This is a genomic window from Streptomyces sp. MK37H, assembly GCF_018035285.1.
GTDB lineage: Bacteria > Actinomycetota > Actinomycetes > Streptomycetales > Streptomycetaceae > Streptomyces > Streptomyces endocoffeicus.
Genome location: NZ_JAAAYH010000174.1, coordinates 1 through 17,301, shown reverse-complemented (window position 1 = coordinate 17,301; position 17,301 = coordinate 1). Strand labels below are relative to the sequence as shown.

Here is a 17,301-nt window from a genome sequence, read left to right as displayed (position 1 = left end):
CGTGCCGGCGGTAGATGTCGCAATCCCCACCGAAACCAGAGGCCCTCGCCCCGTTCAAGCACCCCTCACAGCGCGTCGCCCGTCACCAACGTGCCGGGACAACGCATCTAGCCGCTGGGCTCACGGTCGAGCTGGCGGCCCGAGCGGAAGCTTCTGGACGCGCGGGGGTTCGTCGGACTGTGGGGATCCACAGCTTTCTGGAGTGCAGGCCGACTCGTGATCTCGGCTCCAGAGGTAGATATCCCGCTCGGTGAGCCGGGCGGTGAGGGCGAGGCGGCGTTGCCGAAGGCGAGGCACGGTTGAGGTCAAGGCGATGAACGTTTCGGGGAGCACGGCGAGGCTGCTATCGACCTGTTCGCCGTCGATCACGCGCACCAGGACACGGCACTCCCACCAGTGGCGTCCCGCGCCCGGATCGGGCCAGTAGTAGGAAGCTGGATCCGGAAAGACATAGTGGGTGGCGTCGGGATCGAGGTGCGCGTACAGCCAGGGGCTCGCCTTCCCCAGCCCCAGGCGCAACTGCCCCGCCTCCTGGTAGAGAGCGAAGATCCCGTCGCGGTCGAGGGCTTTCAGGCAGCGGGCCCGGTGGGGAAGCGGCCGGCAGCCGGGCGGGGTCTTCACCGGCCAGCCTGCCAGCAGGTGCAGGCGCTGCCAGAGGCCTAGAGGCGGCACGCCTTTTCGGGGTGTCGGCAGCGCAGGTGGCGGTGTCCACTTGTACCCGGCCTCGTCGATGCGACGCAGGATCCACGCCCGCCGCGCTTCACCAGCGACGCTCCACCGATAGCTCATCGGCCGTTTGCGCACCGCCCGCTCCCGCCTGCCGGAGGCAACGCCGCCACGGGAGGGCCGCCAGCGACGCGAGGCGACAACGGCCCGCATGTCGCAGCAGAAGTCGGCCAGGTCCTTGATCTGGCCGATAGTCTCCGTGGGCGAAGCCTCCTCCGGCGCTCCCCCGGCACGCCGAGCCAGAGCACGTATTTCGAGGAGAGCCTCGCCAGCCAGGAACGCAGCCAGCTCCCTGTCGTCGACCTCCCGCGCGCTGGCACGGGCGCGAGCCGTCAACATCCACCGCTGTCGCATAACTGTCCGCTGAAGCCGGGGTTTCGGTCGGGGCGTTCACGAGTGGGGCTGACGTACGGGTTCACCGCTCATCATAGATCGCTTCTCGCCGAGGAGAAGACCGTTCCCCGTAGTGCTGAGGCTCTGGTGATGGTGGTCTGATGGGCTGGCCGACACGGGTGAGGCCAGCATCCCCGGACGCCGAACCGACGTGCGGCAGCGTCCAGGGTCTGAGCCAGACCTCGACGTCGGCGGGAGTGATCCGGTCGACGCGGGCGGTGGCACCCCAGCAAGGCAGGATGTGGCAGATAAGCACGCTGCGGTAGAACGCCTCGGCGTTGTCGCCGACGTCTACGGTCTGCCACCAGACCTCGGCCCATCCGGCGACCGTGACCGTCTCCGGCGGGCGGGATAGGAGGCGGCTCGGCGGGTTCGGGGCGGTGCCGAAGGCAACCTCGCCCGCCACACCGACCAAGCCGGACACACCACCGCCCACACCCACTTCGACCGGCCCGCCACCCGTACCGATCCCGACGGCGCGCAATACGCCTTTGGCTACGACACCGAACTGCGGCTGACCACCGTCACCAGACCTCAGGGCCTGACCTGGACCTACACCTACGACGGGGCCGGACGGCTCACCTCCGAAACCGACTTCAACGGTTGCACCCGCACCTACGAACACGATGCCGCCGGCCGCCTCACCGCCCAGACCAACCCACTCGGTCAAACTCTCCGCTATACCCTCGACCCAGCGGGACAGCCCATCACCCAGCGGGACGAGACCACCGGTGAAGAGACGACCTACGCCTACGACGCCCACGGCGCCCTCATCCGCGCCACAAACGGGGATGCCGAACTGGTACTGGAACGCGATGGGTTGGGCCGCTTGGTCGCGGAGACCGTGAACGGCCGCACCACGACCTACGGCTACGACGCGGCGGGCCACCAGACCCATCGTTCTATGCCCTCGGGCCTGATCTCCACTTGGACCTACGACCCCACAGGCCGCCCCGCAACGCTCACCACCGCCGACAACACCCTCACCTTCACCTACGACGCGGCGGGCCGCGAAACTCAGCGGGCCATGGGAGCCGCCACCCTCGCTCAGGCGTGGGATTCAACGGATCGCCTGGCGGCCCAGTCGATCTCCTCCTCCCCGGATTACCTTCTCCAACACCGCACCTACACCTACCGTTCCGACGGCTACGTCACCCAGATCCGCGAACTGACCACCGGCACGCGGCACTTCGCCCTGGGACCGACAGGTCGCGTCACCGGCGTACAAGCTCATGGATGGTCCGAGACCTACGCCTACGACACAGCCGGCAACCAAGCCCACGCCACAGCCCCAGCACATGACTCAGGAGGCGACCGGGCATACAGCGGCACCCTCATCCGCCGCGCGGGCCGCACCACCTACGAACATGACGCCGCCGGCCGCCTCATCCGCAAAGCCCGCAAACTCCCGAGCGGTCAAACTCGCTCTTGGACCTACACCTGGAACGCCCAAGACCAGCTCACCAAAACCACCACTCCGCTCGGCGAGGAGTGGGCCTACGCCTACGACCCCCTGGGGCGCCGCCTCACGAAGACCAGCTCAGACGGAACATCGCTGACCTTCACCTGGGACGGCACCCGCCTCGCCGAGCAAGCCACCCGCGACGGCGCTACCACGACTTGGAACTACAGTCCCGGCACTCACTGCCCTCTGACCCAAACTCACCGCGAACTGGACGCCACCCGCCACTACGCCATCATCACCGACACTGTCGGCACCCCCACTGAACTCCTCACCCCCGACGGTCGTTTGGCCTGGCAACACCGCACCACCCTCTGGGGCACCTCCCTCCCCACCCCACCCATCGGTGATGGGAGCGTCGTCGACTGCCCCCTACGCTTTCCCGGCCAATACGCCGATCCAGAAACCGGCCTGAACTACAACCACTTCCGCTACTACGATCCCGAAACCGCCCGCTACCTCACCTCAGATCCGATCGGTCTCGCCGGTGGCTACGCACCGCACAATTACGTTCCCAACCCGTTCATGTGGCTTGACCCTCTCGGACTCTCCCTCCTCGACGTCAGCAAGAACGGCGTGCGCATCGTCGTGCACGAGTACGACGTCGACAAGCCAGCGCACGCTCATGTCACCGGTGGCGGTGGCCGCGAGGTGCGGATCGGGCCAAACGGCCACCCCATCGACGGCCAACCAGAGCTCACGCGCACGCAGCGACAAGCAGTGGAACATTACAAGACGGAGATCAGGAAAGCTGTCAGGAAGCTCGGCAGGCGAAATCAGGCGGAGGAGCGGACTGAACGGGAGCAGCGCGAGGCCGCCAAGAACCAAACTTGCGGCAAGGGATGAAGCGATGACATTGCATTCCGATGTGGCCGAGTTGCTAACGGGGGCCGGCATCGTCGACGTGGACGTCGACGATGCCGTCGCGGACGAGCACGTCCGATCGTCCGTGTACCAACGCGTCGTCTCGGTAACCGCCTCCTCGCGGAGCCGCGACCGAGACCGCGCGATTGTGGCCACGATCCTGCGCGACCCCATCGAGATGGTGTCCAAGACGGCGGTGGTCGACCTCTTGGACAGGATTGCGAGGAAGGTGACCGGTCCTGCCGAGTTCCGGCAGTGGTCGGCCGAACTACTGCCAGAGATCGACCAGCTCAAGACGGAAGGGAACCGCGAGTTCATTCGCCGCCGCATCCACGACTGGCTGTTCTACCTGTCCATCGAGGATGGCCATATGCCGACATCGGCCGAGTTGGCCAAGGTCACGGACTGGATGCAGCGCTTCCTCGCCGAGCATTCGACATCGCTGGCGGTACTCGCCCTGGTCGCCGAGTCAGGCAGCACAAAGAAGATCCGAAACATCGCGAAGAACCGAGCCGGAAGCCGCAAACAGAGATGGCAATGAGTCGGTACCGGCAATTGGCAGGCGCGCCGACTGCCTCACCCTGTGGGTGCCGGGAAGTATGTCACCCGGACTGACCTCCTGGTTCGGATCTGCCAGACCTCAGGAGCAGCCAGCCGTTCTGAGGCTGCGCTTGCCGATAATGTCATCCGCCCTGGCGGGGCGGTGCGCGCGGTGTACCGGAGATCGACCGGCGAAGTCGCCAGAACAGGCGCTCTCGCGAGGCTGGCGCTCCACGCGGCAAGAACGGGTCCAGTTCACGCCCAGCGATCGGGCATTCCTGGCGGCGCAGCTGCACCGGTTGCCACTGCACGATCCTGCGAAGATTACGGCTGCTCGTCCGCCCCGACACGGTGCTGCGTTGGCACCGCACCCTCGTCGCGCGCCGCCATGCCCTCTCCTGCCGGCCCAAGCGCCCGGGACGGCCGCGCAAGGTGCGCTCGATCCGCCTCCTGGTGCTGCGCTTGGCGAACGAGAACCCGAGCTGGGGGTACAGACGTCTACACGGCGAGCTGCTCGTGCTGGGGGTGAGAGTGGGCGCGTCCACTGTGTGGGAAATCCTCAAGGATGCCGACATCGACCCTGCGCCCGAGCGGAACTCCGGTACCTGGGCCGATTTCCTTCGCTCCCAGGCTGATGCGTTGCTGGCCTGCGATTTCATGGAAACAGTCACCCTGTCGGGGATACGGATGTAAGTGCTCGTGGTGATCGAACACGGCAGTCGCCGGATCCGCGTCTTGGGCGCCACCGCGCATCCGACCGCCTCCTGGGTAGCGCAGGCGGCGAAGAACCTCGTTATGGACATCGAAGACCTCGGCTGCCGGGCACGCTTCATGATCCGGGACCGGGACGGGAAGTTCCCCGACCTCTTCGATGCCGTCCTCAGGGACGCGGAGATCGACGTCGTGCTCAGCGGCATCCAGATGCCACGAATGAACTCGATCACGGAACGGTGGGTACAGACCTGTCGCCGCGAGCTACTGGACCGCACGTTGATCTGGAACCAGCGGCACCTCCTCCACGCCCTGCACGAGTTCGAGCAGTTCTACAACGGACATCGACCACACCAAGGCATCGCCAACACCAGACCGCTCCACCCCTTGCCCCCGCCGATCGACGAGCCGGACACGTTAGCCCGCCTCGACATACGTCGGCACGATCGCCTCGGAGGCATCCTCCACGAATACCGACATGCAGCGTGACCTGCACGGATGAGATTTCCGGCAAGGGCAGTGTTTCCCAGGCTGGAGGACGTCCCGGAGATGGTGGTGGACCTTGTCCGGCGGGCGGTAGAGCTGCCAGAGGGCACGCTGCCGGTGTACCAGGCGGTGTAGGCTGCGAAGAACCACCGGGGCCTGGTGCGGCAGCGGGTCGGTGTGGTCTCCAACCAGGCTGAGGCCCGCCGGATCGCCGAGGCGTCGATCCGGAGTGAGGCCGCGGCGAAGAACCGCCCCGGCGGATCTGATCAACATCGCGCTGGAGAAGGTCGTGGGGCCGGGCTGGAGCTGTCGGCGTTCTCCACCTTGGGCGCGATGGCCTCGACCGTCCGTAAGGAGGTCAACGCGTCGATCTGCGCGGGCATCCATGACCGGATGAGCGCGGTGGAGCGGGCGGGGCTGCTGCGATTGCTGGAGGAGCGCGACGCGGACGGCACCACGCAGTACAGCCGGCTGAAGAAGTTCGCGCAGAGTCCAACCTGGTCGCACTTCAAGCGGCTGATCGCGCAGCTGGACTGGCTGGACGGGCTGGGCGACAGCGGGGCGTGAGCGGACGGCGTCGCACCGCGGAAGGTCACGGACTTCGCCGGGGAGGCCGACGCGGCGGACGCGTCCGAGCTGAAGGCGTACACGCCGGTCAAGCGGGTCGCGTTGATGGCATGCCTGGCGCACAAGACCCGGATGCGTGTGCGGGATGAGCTGGCGCTGATGTTCTGCAAGCGGGTTGGGTCGAAGACGAAGAAGGCGAAGGAAGAGCTGGAGGCGCTCCGGCTCGCCGAACGGGAGATGACCGAGACGCTGATTTGCGGTCGGATTTTATAACCGCCGCAGGTCAGATGGGGTAGCAGCTACGCCGGGTAGAGGGTGAAGGCTTCCCCGCGCCGCGTCCTCACCACGGTGAAGTGACGCCTATCGGTTGTGGCGATGCGCAGTGTCTTGACCCGCTCGGCGACCGCGATGACGGACGCGTCCGTGCCGCCGAGCGGCAGGGACGCGCCCTAGCGGACCAGGGCGCCCATGCGCTGCAGGTCCTCCCGCATCAGGCCCGTGGCCGTGCCGAACGCGCCCGCCGCCAGGTCGGCGAGAAAGGTCAGGACTGCGCGGTCCGGAACGCGAGATACCGGCTGAAGGCTTCGTGGCTGTCGGGAGTGAAGCGCCACTCCAACAGGGCCGAGTGAAGCTCCGACTCGGTCAGCCAGCCATGCCAGGCGACCTCATCGGGATCAGGGGTCACAGCGTCCGGAACCACGGCTTCATGCACGCCGAGCCAGTGAGGGCTCAAGCCGCTGCGGTTGATGAACTTGAACAGCAAGCGCGGCAGGCCACGGATGCCCAGCTCTTCGGCCAGCTCCCGCGCGGCAGCCTGTTCATAGGATTCGCCGACATCCACGGCGCCACCGGCCATGACCTCATAGAGCCCGGGGAAGCGCGACAGCTGCTCCGACCGCCGATGGACGAGGATCCGGCCACGCTCATCACGACACACCGACGAGGCGATTCGAAGCAGCCAACCCTCCCGGATGGCCTGCCGACGGGTGACCACTCCCAGGACACGATCTTGACAGTCGACACGCTCCACCAGTTCATCCACGAAGCACACCCTGGCAGAACCCACTGACAACGCCGTTTTTCGGCGAGCCGTTCTCGGAACTCGACAACATTCTGGACCCGCTTGATCAACATCTGTTGCCTGAACTCGGCATCAACCGTTCTCGCGTTACACCGACGAAGCGACGTCGTCGTACTGGCCCTGGGCTGGGGCGCTTTCATCTTCGCCGGCATGGCCGCGACGTACTTCCTCGGTCGCGCGCTCTGGGTACCTGCCTCTGATCCCCGGAGACGGGTTCGCCCAGGTCAGGAATCGAAAAGGACTGAGGCCGGAACCCGCCGCGAGAACGGTCAGGCGTCGGTCACCGCGGCGGCCGCGAGTGGTCCAAGGCTGTCTGTTCCGTAAAGTTCAGTCAGACCCCGCGGGGCTCGGCGCCAACTCACAGGGAGCGGCAGCTGAACCGCCGCATGCGAAAGGGCGCCATGCTGACACGCAGTTTCCGTCGTCTTCTCCCGGCCGCCTGCGCACTCGCGTCCGCGCTCACGCTGGCAGGCTGCGGCGGCGGGGAGAAGAGCGAGGACAGCGACGCCTCCGCAAAGAACACTCCCGCTGAAGTCCGTCTAGAGGAAGCGTGCGGCGGCGTATTCGACAAGGAGATCGCCGCCGAGGCGGCACGGTCGGGCACCGACCGGGTCACTCCGGTGAAATCCGAGAGGCCCGCTGAGGCCGCTGCGGGGCTGTCCAAGGAGACCACCTGGGGGACCGGCCACGACCTGTGCGTCCTGGAGAACGGGAGGGGCGACGAATTGATGTCCCTCGACGTCGCATGGGTCGCGCACCGGGTTCCCGGTGGTGATTCAGTCCGCGCCAGTGTGGGCAAGCCCATCGGCAGCAGCGCGGGGTCACTCGAGGTGCGCTGCGGGCTGAACGAGAGGCGGACCGGCAACAGGTACGCGCTTGAGTTCAACCTGCGCGACGTCGTCGGGGTAAGTGCTCACTCCCACGCGAAGCTGCTCATCGCCACGGCGAAGAAGGTCACGTCCTCCATGGCCTGCCAGAAGCAGCCCCAATACCCGGACCCGGAATCCGTGGCACCAGCCCCCAAGCCGGACAAGTACGGCAGGGTGGCCCGCTGAGCCAGGCCCAGTGCCCTGCGCGCCAACCGCACGTATACGGTCCTCAGAAGGTGCTGCGGCGACGAGGTCGCCGCGCGGTGGCGACAGATCCGCAGGAGGCGGCCGCTCTCTGTCGATGGTGAGGCAGTCGGAGCGGCGTGGTGTGGTACTCGTTGAGCAGTCCACCGAGCACCTGCCGACGCCTGACCGTGCCAGCAGGTAGGGGGATGATGTTCGGGTCATCGTCGGGGGCACGAAGGTCCAGGCTGCGGTGGGCTCGTCCGGTGTTGTAGTGCTTGGCGTACGTGGTGAGGACGGTGTGCAGGTGTCGTTCGCCGGTGATGAGGAGTCGGTCGGTGCATTCGGCGCGGGCTGTGCGTATCCATCGTTGCGTTCGCGCTGCTGCGTCTGCTGCCGATGAGCGACCGGGACAAGGATGCGGAGATCCTGGCCCTCCGCCATCAAATCACGGTGCTCGAACCCCAACTCGGCGGTGCACGACCACGGTTCACTCCGAGCGATCGGGCGTTCCTGGCGGCGCTGCTGCACCGGATGCCGTTCTCGGTTCTGCGGCGTGTGCGGCTGCTCGTGCGTCCTGACACGGTCCTGCGCTGGCATCGCGACCTCGCAAGACGCCGGCATGCCGCCGCATCACAGCCCAAGCGACCCGGTCGGCCTCGTACCGTGCACTCCATCCGGACTCTGGTATTGCGCCTGGCGAGGGAGAATCCAAACTGGGGCTACCGGCGTCTTCACGGCGAGCTGCTCGTGCTGGGAGTAAAGGTGGCCGCCTCGACCGTCTGGAAGATCCTCAAGGACGCCGGCGTCGATCCAGCGCCCGACCGGAGCTCCAGCGCCTGGGCCGACTTCCTGCGCTCCCAAGCCGACGCCCTCCTGGCCTGCGACTTCTTTGAGACGGTCACCCTGTCCGGCGCGCGGATGTACGTACTCGCGGTGATCGAGCACAGCACCCGCCGCATCCGTGTCCTGGGCGCCACCGCACACCCGACCACCTCCTGGGCGACGCAAGCGGCCAAGAACCTGGTCATGGACCTCGAGGACGTAAGCTCCCGGGCACGCTTCATGTGATCAGGGACAGGGATGGAAAGTTCCCCGGAATGTTCGATGGCGTCCTCAAAGACGCGGGGATCGAGGTCATCCAGATGCCACGAATGAACTCGATCACGGAACGGTGGGTACAAACCTGCAGACACGAACTCCTGGACCGGACCTTGATCTGGAACCAGCGCCACCTCCTCCATGCACTCCGGCAGTTCGAGCAGTTCTACAACACTCATCGGCCCCACCAGGGCATTGCGAACGCTCGGCCAATGCACCCGCTGCCCTCACCGATCACCGATCCGGACAAGTTAACCCACCTCGACATACGACGACGCGACCGCCTCGGCAGCCTCCTCCACGAATATCACCATGCTGCCTGACCTGCATGGATGAAGTTCTCGGCAAGGACACGAAAGGCGACCGCTCGAGCCACTTGATGGAGCTAACGAAGAACGGCTCCTTGGCAGTCGTGGCCCGGTCCGCACCAACGATGTCGATGTGGACGCCTCGCACGTGAGTTCCACGCCGGCCCGCAAGTGAGCTTCACGCCGGAGCATCGGAGCGCCTCGGGCTGAGCAGCGCACGTGGTCAGGGCACGAAGGCAGTATTCGGTCGGTCGCTCAAGACAGTGGCCAAGGAGCCTTGTACAGCTGGTTCCGTGCAGGGTGAGGCCCGCAACGGACCTACTCCCCAAGCCCGAACTGGGCCTTCAGCCACGTCGGGTTGAGCTTCAGCGTCTTGTTGTCGGGGAGGAGTTCGAGGACCTGGATTCCGTCCATGTTCAGGAGTTGGGTGAGGACGGCGGCGTAGCCGCGAGCCCGGGCCGGTGGCTTGCCCGCGGCGGCGGCCACGGCTGTCAGAGGGAGGGTGTTGTTCTCACAGAGCGCTGCGAGGGCCTGGCGAAGTCCCTCCGGGTCCTCTTTGCGAGGGAGGAGAGCGAGCTGGTCACTGAGGGCTGGGGAGGCGAAGAGGTCGTCCAGGAGCTGCTCCACCGGCGACTGAGCTTCCACGGCGAGCAGCGTTCCCTCAGTCTCGGAGGGTTGGGGGGACACCGCGATCTCGAACAGACCCGTGTCTTGTGGAGCGGACTTCTTCGGGGTACGCCTGGACTTCGTCACCTGTGTCGTCCCGGTCTCCGCGGAGGGAGGTGCCGAGGTCGTGCGCAGGCGCGTCGTGTCCAGTTTCCACCAGTGCGGCTCGTACGTGTCCGTGAGTTGCCGCCACCCTGGTGGAATGTGCTCGGTCGCACCGTCCGGCAGGTACGCGAGCACAGGGATCGTGAACTCGGCCGGGTGCACTCCCCCATGGTATCCGGCGGCACGGTTCGTGTAGCGGGCGTCGGCCGGCCACAGGGCGACGATGGGGCCTCCGACCACTCGTGGGCCGGCGAGTACCGTCTCCGCCTCGCTGACCAGTGGTTCGGCGCCATCGTCCGGGACGACGCGGTAGCGGGCGTTGACGGCCTCGTGGGTGGGGACCTTCACACCCCGGTGCTCCAGTACGTGCCCGTGGTCGCTGGTGATCAGTACGGCCATGCCCCGCCGGCGGGCCTCGTCCAGGAGTGGGGTCAGGGCGTCGATGTCGCCGATCGTCCAGTCCCACTCGTCGAGGCGTTCGTCGTTCTTCAGAGCGTCGTCGACGGTGTTGAGGACGACCGCGAGGTGTGACGCGTCGTCGGTCAGGGCCGCCTCCAGGTCGGGCCCGAAGCGTCCACCGGTGCTGGCGGGGCGGAGGTCGTCCTTGTGGAAGACGGCCGCCTTGTGCCCCGACCACAGCCGCACGGACGGGAATTCACGCTTCTCGGTCTTCTGGTCGCCGCGTTGCAGCTTGCCGGTGAGGAGTGTGGTGCGGCTGACGGCGGTGACGGTGGGCAGGGCAGCGGCCATCGCTTGGCGGGTGGGCGGCATCCCCTTCTTGCCGGTGGGGTCGTACTCGGTCCAGTTCGCCGCGAGTTCCTCGCCGAGTTGTCCCGCGAGCGCGGCGCTCATGCCGTCCACGACGAGCAGCATCAGCCGTCGTTGGGACTTCACCACAGGTTTCGCGACCCGCTCGAGGAAGGTCTCGACCGTCAGTATCGAGTTGGGAGCGGTACCCGCCGCGGTCCACTCGGCAGCCTGCTCGGCGAAGGCCTGGTCCATGCGGCGCCGCACCTTACGTACGTCAGCGGCGAGCGCGTCGTAGGCATCGGACAGGGCGGGCTCGGTGTCGCCGCCCGCCTCCAGGTGCTCCAACGCACGGTCGGCCCAGGAGAGTTCTGCGTTGTAGTGGGCCAGGGCGTCCGCGACGGTGTCCGGTGTCCATACGGGTTCGGTGGCCAGCCACTGCACCAGGCGCACGGCCATCCGGGCGCGGCCGATCCGGGTGCGGGCCGTCTCGGCAAGGTGGTGTGCCTGCACCGCGCGCAGCGCCGTACGGCAGGCGTTGAGATCGCGGCCGGCGATCGCCGAACCCACGGCGGCCAGGCGTGCTTCGAGTCCGGCGGGCAGGTAGGGGCTGTGTCGTACGGCCCCGGTCGCACCCAGATGGCCGGCGAGCCGTTCGGCGTCCAGGGTGACCTCGGCGAGGAGCTGTGCGTTGCGTGCGACGAGGTTCTCGGCGGATTCCCCGTAGCGCCGCATGGCCTCGTCGGTGAACTCGCGGCCGAGGATGTTCTCCGCTCGGCCGCGCGCCCGGAAGACCTCGGGGCCGGCCGGGGCGTGCTGCCACAGCGCGGCGGCGACGAGCCCGAACGGCAGAGCGACGGATGGCTCGTCGTGCTCGGTAATCGACAGAAGGGCGTCGGCGGTCGGACCGGCCTGGTCCACCTCAGCGAGGAAGCGCCGCAGCCCGGCCCGCTCCCCGTCGCGCAACGCGCGGTAGGCACGCGGTCCTTCGGAGGAGGTGCGGCTCCACAGCAGCAGAGTGTCGATGTCGAGCTGGGCGTCCGCGTCGAGCAGCAGCCGCCGCCGTGCGAGGGCGGCGAGGGCGTGTGTACGGGACAGGACCTGCCGGTTGAGGCCGGGCCAGCCGCCCGCGGGGGCGGCTTCGAGGAGGGCCTCGGCCACCCCCCAGGTCTCGTCGCTGAGCCGTGGATCGATACCGGAGGCGGTGAAGGTCTCGCGGATGAGGTCCCAGTTGTCGACGTGCTGGATGGCGTATCGGTACGCGCGGACCAGGATGCCGGGGTCGAGTTCGGCGTCCTCCCGGTCGGTGAGCAGGACGAGCAGGGACGGGTCTTCCACCGAACCGGGACCGGGGGCGTTGAGGTGGCTGAGCGCCTCCTGGTAGACGGCGAGCACGGACGGCGCGGTGGCCACCCGTGCGCGCCGGCCGCCGTTCCAGGACAGGATCGGCTGCTCCTCCCACATGGGTGCCGAACGCAGGAGCACGACCTGGCGAGTGTCGCCGTCCGGCTGCTGGGTGCCCTTGAGCAGCGCGCGCTGACCCGCAAGGTATTTCGCGACGGCGGTGGGCGTGAGGCGGGCGAGGCCCCGGCCGGCCTGAGGCATCAGTCGACCACCTTCCACGTGATCTCGATGGCCTTGCCGGGATGCGCGGCCGCCACCTGGTGGAGGGCCTGCTCGACCTCGGCAGCGCTGCCCTGCACGGAGCCCGTACGGGCAGTGGTCTCGACCTTCGGGTGCGAGGTGTCGGTGGTCAGCGGCACCTGGTCGGGGGTGGGCGAGGCCGGGGTGGCAGCCGGTGGTTCGGTCCGCTGCTGCTGTTGCCGCTGGACGGCAAGGGCCTGGGTGATCGCCCGCTGGGCACGGGGCAGGGAGTCCTGCAGCTTCCTGTTGAACTGGTCCTCGCGCGCGTCCTCCTGGAGGGTGGTGAGGGCGTCCATGCCCGTGCCGAGTTCAAGCACGTCCCAGGAGGCGTTCTGCAGGGCGGACGCCACCGCGTCCGCCGTCGTGACGGATGAGCCCAGCCGTTCCAGCGTCAGTTCGCCGAAGCCGAACGCGGCGAGGGCCTCGACGACCCGCTTGGCCCCGCGGCCCTTCTCGGCGAGCAGCTCCTCGAGCAGGGCAAGACCGCGGCGTGCGGTGTGCAGACGCCCTGTGACGGCGGTGTCGTCGAGGCCGAGGAAGTCTGCTCGCCGCTCCAGCTCGGCCACCAGCTCGCGACTGGCCGGCAAGAGCTTGTCGACGTGGGTACGCACCAGATCGGCGAAGGAGTTGACGATCCGCCCGCGCAGCTGCACGGGGGCCTTCTTGCCGAAGATCTTCTCGTAGCGCGCGCGGGCTATCTCCCAGTCCGGCTCGGAGGGCAGGGGCTGGCGGCGCAACGCCCAGCTGTCCTTGATCTCGCCCAGCTTGAGGTCGGCGACGGGAGCCCCGCCGATGACCCACACCCGGTCCTCCATCTCGCCGTACGCGGCCGCGACGAGCTGCTGGATGTGGGTCGCGAGCCCCATCCGCTGCGGTTCGTCCATCCATGCGGTCAGCGAGCCGTAGCCGATGTCCGCGTCCGGGTCGCTCTTCGCGAGCCGGTTGAAGTGCTCGCGCCAGTACCCGCCGAGGGTGAAGTAGCTCTCCCCCATCGTGCCGAGCTTGAGCGGCTGTGCCACCGTCTCCATCAGCCCCTGGTCTCCGCGCGCGATCTCCGCCTTGCCCTCGCGGGCCCCGGCGGCCTCGCTGATGTATCCGAGGACGGTACGCGCCTGGGCGGGCGTGACGGCCTGTGCGCCGAGGTCGGGGTGGGCCGGGTACTGCCAGGCCAGCATCTTGCCCGCGATGTCGCGGATCGCATCGCGCGGGGCGGCGCTCAGTCCGAGCGCGGGCGCGGTCGCGCCCGGCTTGGTGGCGATGTGGTCCGAGAAGTCGTCGAGGACGTCCCCCTCCTGCTTCTTCGCCAGGCCGTACGCCTGCTTGAAGGCGGCGAGAACCCGGTCGCGCAGGGTGTCGGCCTGCGTGGTGAGCAGCCCTCGTGCCCGCACCCGGTCGTCGGGGCCGAGGTGAGCGGCGAAACGGCTGTCGAAGTCACTGCCGCTGTTCAAAATCCGCTTGATGATCACGTACCGGTTGAAGTCCGCATACATCGTCGTCGTCATATGCGTGGGCACCCAGGCGAGGGAATGCTGGACCTCGGGGTGCCGCTCCCAGAAGCTGTTCATCCGGTTCAGGTCCTCGCGCGGCCCGAACTCCCCCTCGTCCCATGGAAGATCGACGACGAGTCGCCAGGTCTCCGCGTCGGTGGGAGTGAGCGTGGAGTCGGGGGTCTCCTCCCGGTCGGCGATATTGGCGAAGACGACCTCGGTACGGCGCTTGCTGCCCCGCCAGGTGAAGTCGAGGGTGTCGAAGGCGTCGAAGGCGCCCTGCCCCTTGGCCGCGGTCAGCGCGAACTCCGAGCGCAGCAGCTCGACAGCGGCGTCGTGGCGGTAGCGGGGCTTGTCGAAGGCTTCGCGGCCGTTGCGGACGACGGAGTCGATGTCCACGCCGGTCAGTTCGAGGCGAACGGTCATCGCCACGCCGTCGCCCGCGAGCTTGATCTCGGGGATCCGGCCCGCCCACTCCTTCAACTTGTTGATCAGGGCGGGGATCTCGCCGCCGGGAAGGAGCGCCTTGATGGTGCCGGCGTTGAGGGCCAGGAACCGCTTGACCGTCATGTTCTGGAAGGCCGGCGCGGCGGGCGCGAGGGCGGACAGGACAAGGGTCGACATCAGCCGGTCGTCGTCGGTGAACTGCTTGAGCCTGCGGGAGAGGTCACCGTCCTCGATGGCGGCAGGGTCCTGTTGGTACGCCGCGACCTGCTCCTCCGTGACCCGGTACTGGTCGAGGAGGTAGGGGCGCATCCGGTTGCGGTACAGCCGGTCGGCCTCCTCGAACACGGCCCGCAGCTCGTCGGTGAACGGCTTGTCGCCGCCGCCCGAGATCAGCGCCCAGACGTCGCCGAGCGGCACCAGCTCGCCGACGCGCAGCAGATTGCGCCGCGCGGCGAGGAGTTCACCCATCAGTTTGAGGCCGGTGCGCGAGCGCTGAAGGGCCGAGGACAGGTGGACGAGGGTATCCATGAAGGCTGGCGAGAAGGGGTACGTGAAGCGGAACGCGGTCTCCGTGGCGCCCACATTGTTCCCGTCGCCGCCCAGGAGTTCGTCCCAGAACTTGGCGTTGGTGGACTTCGCCTTCTTGAACGCCTCCCCGATCACCGCGTTCGCGTCGGTCGACAGCGGCCTGAGGAGGCGCGCGTGGGCGATCTGAGGAAGGTTGCGGTCCTCCAGGCTGATGCGGTCGAACCGGCCCGAGGCGAGCTCCAGGTTGTCGACGATAGCCCGCTGGTAGCGGCCCCCGTCCTCAGCGGATCCGACCAGGTCGCGAAGGTCGCGCTGGCGAGCGATGAACGACACGACGGGGACGGCCCGGCGTTCGTCGCCACCCTCCACCAGATTCGTGATCTTCGCCGTCTCGCGGGATACGAACTCCGAGGAGGAGATACGAGAGGCGAACCACAGGATCAGCTCGTCGAGGAAGAGCACGATCCCGTCGTAGTTCAGACTCTTCGCGTGCTGGGCTATCACCGACAGGCCCCGGTCGAGGCTGATGAAGCCGCCGTCCTGCTCGACGGCGCGCTCCTCGTAGCCCGGCAGCACCTTGGCCGTGTCCTGGGCGAGCCGGGCCCGCAGCTCCCCCGGGGTGGACGGGTCAGCGGGGTTGAACTCCTCTCCGACCTCCAGCTCCTCGGCGGCCATGGCCTCATCGAGCAGCTCGGAGGTCCAGCCGAAAGCGGCCCCGAACTCGCCCCACTCGCCCGTGGTTTCGGCAGGCGCGGCACCCGCCAGGAACTTGATCACATCCTCATCACCCAGCCGCTTCCGCATGGACTGCAGGTCGCGGAACATGGCATCGCTGCGGTAGACCCGCGGGGTCGACGCGTCGGGCTCCAGCTCCTTGATCCGCTTGACGTATCCGCTGAGGATCCGCTGCTCCATCGACTTGGCGTCGAGCATGTGCACCGGCACCATCAGGAACCGCCGGTCGCCGTCCTGCAGCCACCCGTTCTTCGCGAACACCGGGTCGAAATCGGTCTTGTCGCGAGCCGCCGGGGCCTGGTTGAGCAGGGCGTGCAGTACGGCCATGAAGTGCGACTTACCGGCACCGAACGAGGCGTGCAGATACGCGGCCTTCGAGGAGTGGCTGTCCACCGCCGACTTGATGAGGCCGAGGGCCTCGTTGAAGTGCTGCACGAGGTCGTCGGTGACGACGTAATCGGCCAGGGCCTTCTCGGCACCGTCGGGGGTGGTGGCGTCGGCGAGCTGGAGGACGTAGTCGGAGCTGGACACCTCCGGCTTGATGTTGATCAGCTCGCGGAGGAGGGGGGTGCCGAGGTTGCCGTTTGCGAGGTTCGCTGCCATGTCTTAAGTCCCTGCTCACTTCGTCTTCTTAGCGCGACCACCGCGCGCCGCCGCCACGGGCCGCCAGGCCCGGATGTCCTCGTCGGTCAGCCCCAGCTCGCCCTGGAGGGCGAGACGGAAGTCGTGGTACGCCTGCGCCGCCGACTGGCCGAAGTCGGGGAGGTACTCGCCGTGCCACTGGTCCAGCCACGGCTGGAGTTCGAGCAGGGCGGCGAGGTACGGGACGAGCTCGTCCTGCGTCAGCTGGTTCTCGTTGAGGTAGCCGACGACGGCCTGCGCCTGCTGGAGGTGGTCCCAGCCCGCCCAGCCGAGGAGGGTGGGGGTCTGTACGTTCTGCGCACCATAGGAGATGAAGCGTTCCTTGGGTACGTCGAGCTTGCCGCGCTGAGCCCAGAAGCTGGTGCGCAGGAAGTCGGCGGAGGTGTACTTGGGCGGCACGGCGGTCGCCTCACGGATCTTCCGCTTCTCTTCCTCGGAGGTGGCGTCGTCCTCCTCACGCTGCCTCTCCCAGGTCCGCTCCCAGTCGGCGCGCTTCTTGAGGCCGGCGGGCTTGTAGCGCAGGGCGGCGGCGGCCGGGACGTGCTGGTCGCTGAACAACTCGGCGAGGGTCTCCGCGAAGTCGGCGCGGGGCGCGTAGAGGCTGAGGACGGCGGCGAAGTCGTCATCCTCCTGGAGGCGGTCGGTCAGGCGGGGCAGCGAGATGAGCGTGGGCTGGTCGGCACCGTCGAACCACAGCTCACGCTTGGCCTCGATCCGGTCCAGCAACCAGGCACGGAGCGCCTGCTTCTGCATGGCGTCCCAGCCGTCGGTGGCCCAGCGCCGCTTGTACTCGGGGCGCTCGACCATGCCGATGGCGGAGTTCGACTCCATCGCCGCGATGCGCTGGTTGACGATGTCCTTGTACGCGGCCGGCCAGTGGGCGGGGAGTTCAGTGATGGGTGTGGAGTTGTGCCGCTTGAACCACTCCGAGGACGCCTCGCCGCGCTCGATGGCACGGGCCAGCACGATCTCGAAGGCGCGCTCACCGAGGGCGAGGGGCGGGACGTCG

General features: G+C 67.8%; 10 protein-coding genes and 3 pseudogenes. 8 read left to right on the top strand and 5 right to left on the bottom strand.

Annotated features, from left to right (window positions below):
* Window positions 1-120: 120 nt before the first annotated feature.
* Window positions 121-1,065 carry a hypothetical protein gene (locus GWI24_RS23465; RefSeq protein WP_210947890.1) on the bottom strand — a complete coding sequence of 315 codons (945 nt, stop codon included), beginning with the start codon at window positions 1,063-1,065 and terminating at the stop codon, window positions 121-123.
* A 547-nt stretch (window positions 1,066-1,612) separates the two neighbouring features.
* Between GWI24_RS23465 and GWI24_RS46605 the strand changes: the two are divergent.
* The 6 genes and pseudogenes from GWI24_RS46605 to GWI24_RS23440 all read left to right on the top strand — a co-directional run.
* Window positions 1,613-2,023 (top strand): annotated as a pseudogene (locus GWI24_RS46605) (RHS repeat protein); the annotation flags it as partial.
* Complete coding sequence (locus tag GWI24_RS23460) at window positions 2,024-3,427, top strand: RHS repeat-associated core domain-containing protein (RefSeq protein ID WP_308343961.1); 1,404 nt, start codon at window positions 2,024-2,026, stop codon at window positions 3,425-3,427.
* A 4-nt stretch (window positions 3,428-3,431) separates the two neighbouring features.
* Entirely contained in the window at window positions 3,432-3,986 is a 555-nt protein-coding gene (locus GWI24_RS23455; RefSeq protein ID WP_210947889.1) for a hypothetical protein, read from the top strand.
* 277 nt (window positions 3,987-4,263) lie between these two features.
* Window positions 4,264-5,185: pseudogene (locus GWI24_RS46600) on the top strand (integrase core domain-containing protein).
* A 156-nt stretch (window positions 5,186-5,341) separates the two neighbouring features.
* Entirely contained in the window at window positions 5,342-5,749 is a 408-nt protein-coding gene (locus tag GWI24_RS23445) for a hypothetical protein (protein WP_210947888.1), read from the top strand.
* Between the two features lie 105 nt (window positions 5,750-5,854).
* Window positions 5,855-6,022, top strand: coding sequence for a hypothetical protein (locus GWI24_RS23440; protein WP_162004018.1), 168 nt, complete (start codon window positions 5,855-5,857; stop codon window positions 6,020-6,022).
* Between the two features lie 268 nt (window positions 6,023-6,290).
* On the opposite strand, the gene GWI24_RS23435 is transcribed toward GWI24_RS23440, so the two are convergent.
* The gene (locus GWI24_RS23435) at window positions 6,291-6,791 is read right to left on the bottom strand and encodes an NUDIX hydrolase (protein WP_374103333.1); all 501 of its coding nucleotides are present in this window, start codon (window positions 6,789-6,791) and stop codon (window positions 6,291-6,293) included.
* A 440-nt stretch (window positions 6,792-7,231) separates the two neighbouring features.
* On the opposite strand from GWI24_RS23435, the gene GWI24_RS23430 reads away from it, so the two are divergent.
* Both GWI24_RS23430 and GWI24_RS23425 read left to right on the top strand, forming a co-directional pair.
* A complete protein-coding gene (locus GWI24_RS23430) occupies window positions 7,232-7,885 on the top strand; it encodes a hypothetical protein (protein WP_210947886.1) in 654 nt (217 codons plus the stop codon).
* Window positions 7,886-8,281: 396 nt separating this feature from the next.
* A pseudogene (locus GWI24_RS23425) lies at window positions 8,282-9,306 on the top strand (helix-turn-helix domain-containing protein).
* Window positions 9,307-9,609: 303 nt separating this feature from the next.
* On the opposite strand, the gene pglZ reads toward GWI24_RS23425, so the two are convergent.
* From pglZ to pglX, 3 genes are all read right to left on the bottom strand, one after another.
* Window positions 9,610-12,414 (bottom strand): BREX-2 system phosphatase PglZ, encoded by a 2,805-nt coding sequence (pglZ, locus tag GWI24_RS23420; RefSeq protein ID WP_210947885.1) that lies wholly within the window; start codon window positions 12,412-12,414, stop codon window positions 9,610-9,612.
* Window positions 12,414-16,253: a DUF6079 family protein gene (locus tag GWI24_RS23415; protein ID WP_210947884.1), complete on the bottom strand. Its 3,840-nt coding sequence runs from the start codon at window positions 16,251-16,253 to the stop codon at window positions 12,414-12,416. Before GWI24_RS23415 ends, pglZ begins: the two co-directional genes overlap by 1 nt.
* A 15-nt stretch (window positions 16,254-16,268) precedes the next feature.
* Window positions 16,269-17,301: BREX-2 system adenine-specific DNA-methyltransferase PglX (gene pglX, locus GWI24_RS23410; RefSeq protein WP_210947883.1), on the bottom strand; the 1,033-nt coding region annotated here is incomplete at its 5' end.

What these genes read in the sequence shown, in the direction of transcription:
- GWI24_RS23465 (WP_210947890.1), bottom strand. Translation starts at nt 1,065, where the DNA reads ATGTTGACGGCTCGCGCCCGTGCCAGCGCGCGGGAGGTCGACGACAGG.
- GWI24_RS23460 (WP_308343961.1), top strand. Translation starts at nt 2,024, where the DNA reads ATGCCCTCGGGCCTGATCTCCACTTGGACCTACGACCCCACAGGCCGC.
- GWI24_RS23455 (WP_210947889.1), top strand. Translation starts at nt 3,432, where the DNA reads ATGACATTGCATTCCGATGTGGCCGAGTTGCTAACGGGGGCCGGCATC.
- GWI24_RS23440 (WP_162004018.1), top strand. Translation starts at nt 5,855, where the DNA reads ATGGCATGCCTGGCGCACAAGACCCGGATGCGTGTGCGGGATGAGCTG.
- GWI24_RS23430 (WP_210947886.1), top strand. Translation starts at nt 7,232, where the DNA reads ATGCTGACACGCAGTTTCCGTCGTCTTCTCCCGGCCGCCTGCGCACTC.
- pglZ (WP_210947885.1), bottom strand. Translation starts at nt 12,414, where the DNA reads ATGCCTCAGGCCGGCCGGGGCCTCGCCCGCCTCACGCCCACCGCCGTC.
- GWI24_RS23415 (WP_210947884.1), bottom strand. Translation starts at nt 16,253, where the DNA reads ATGGCAGCGAACCTCGCAAACGGCAACCTCGGCACCCCCCTCCTCCGC.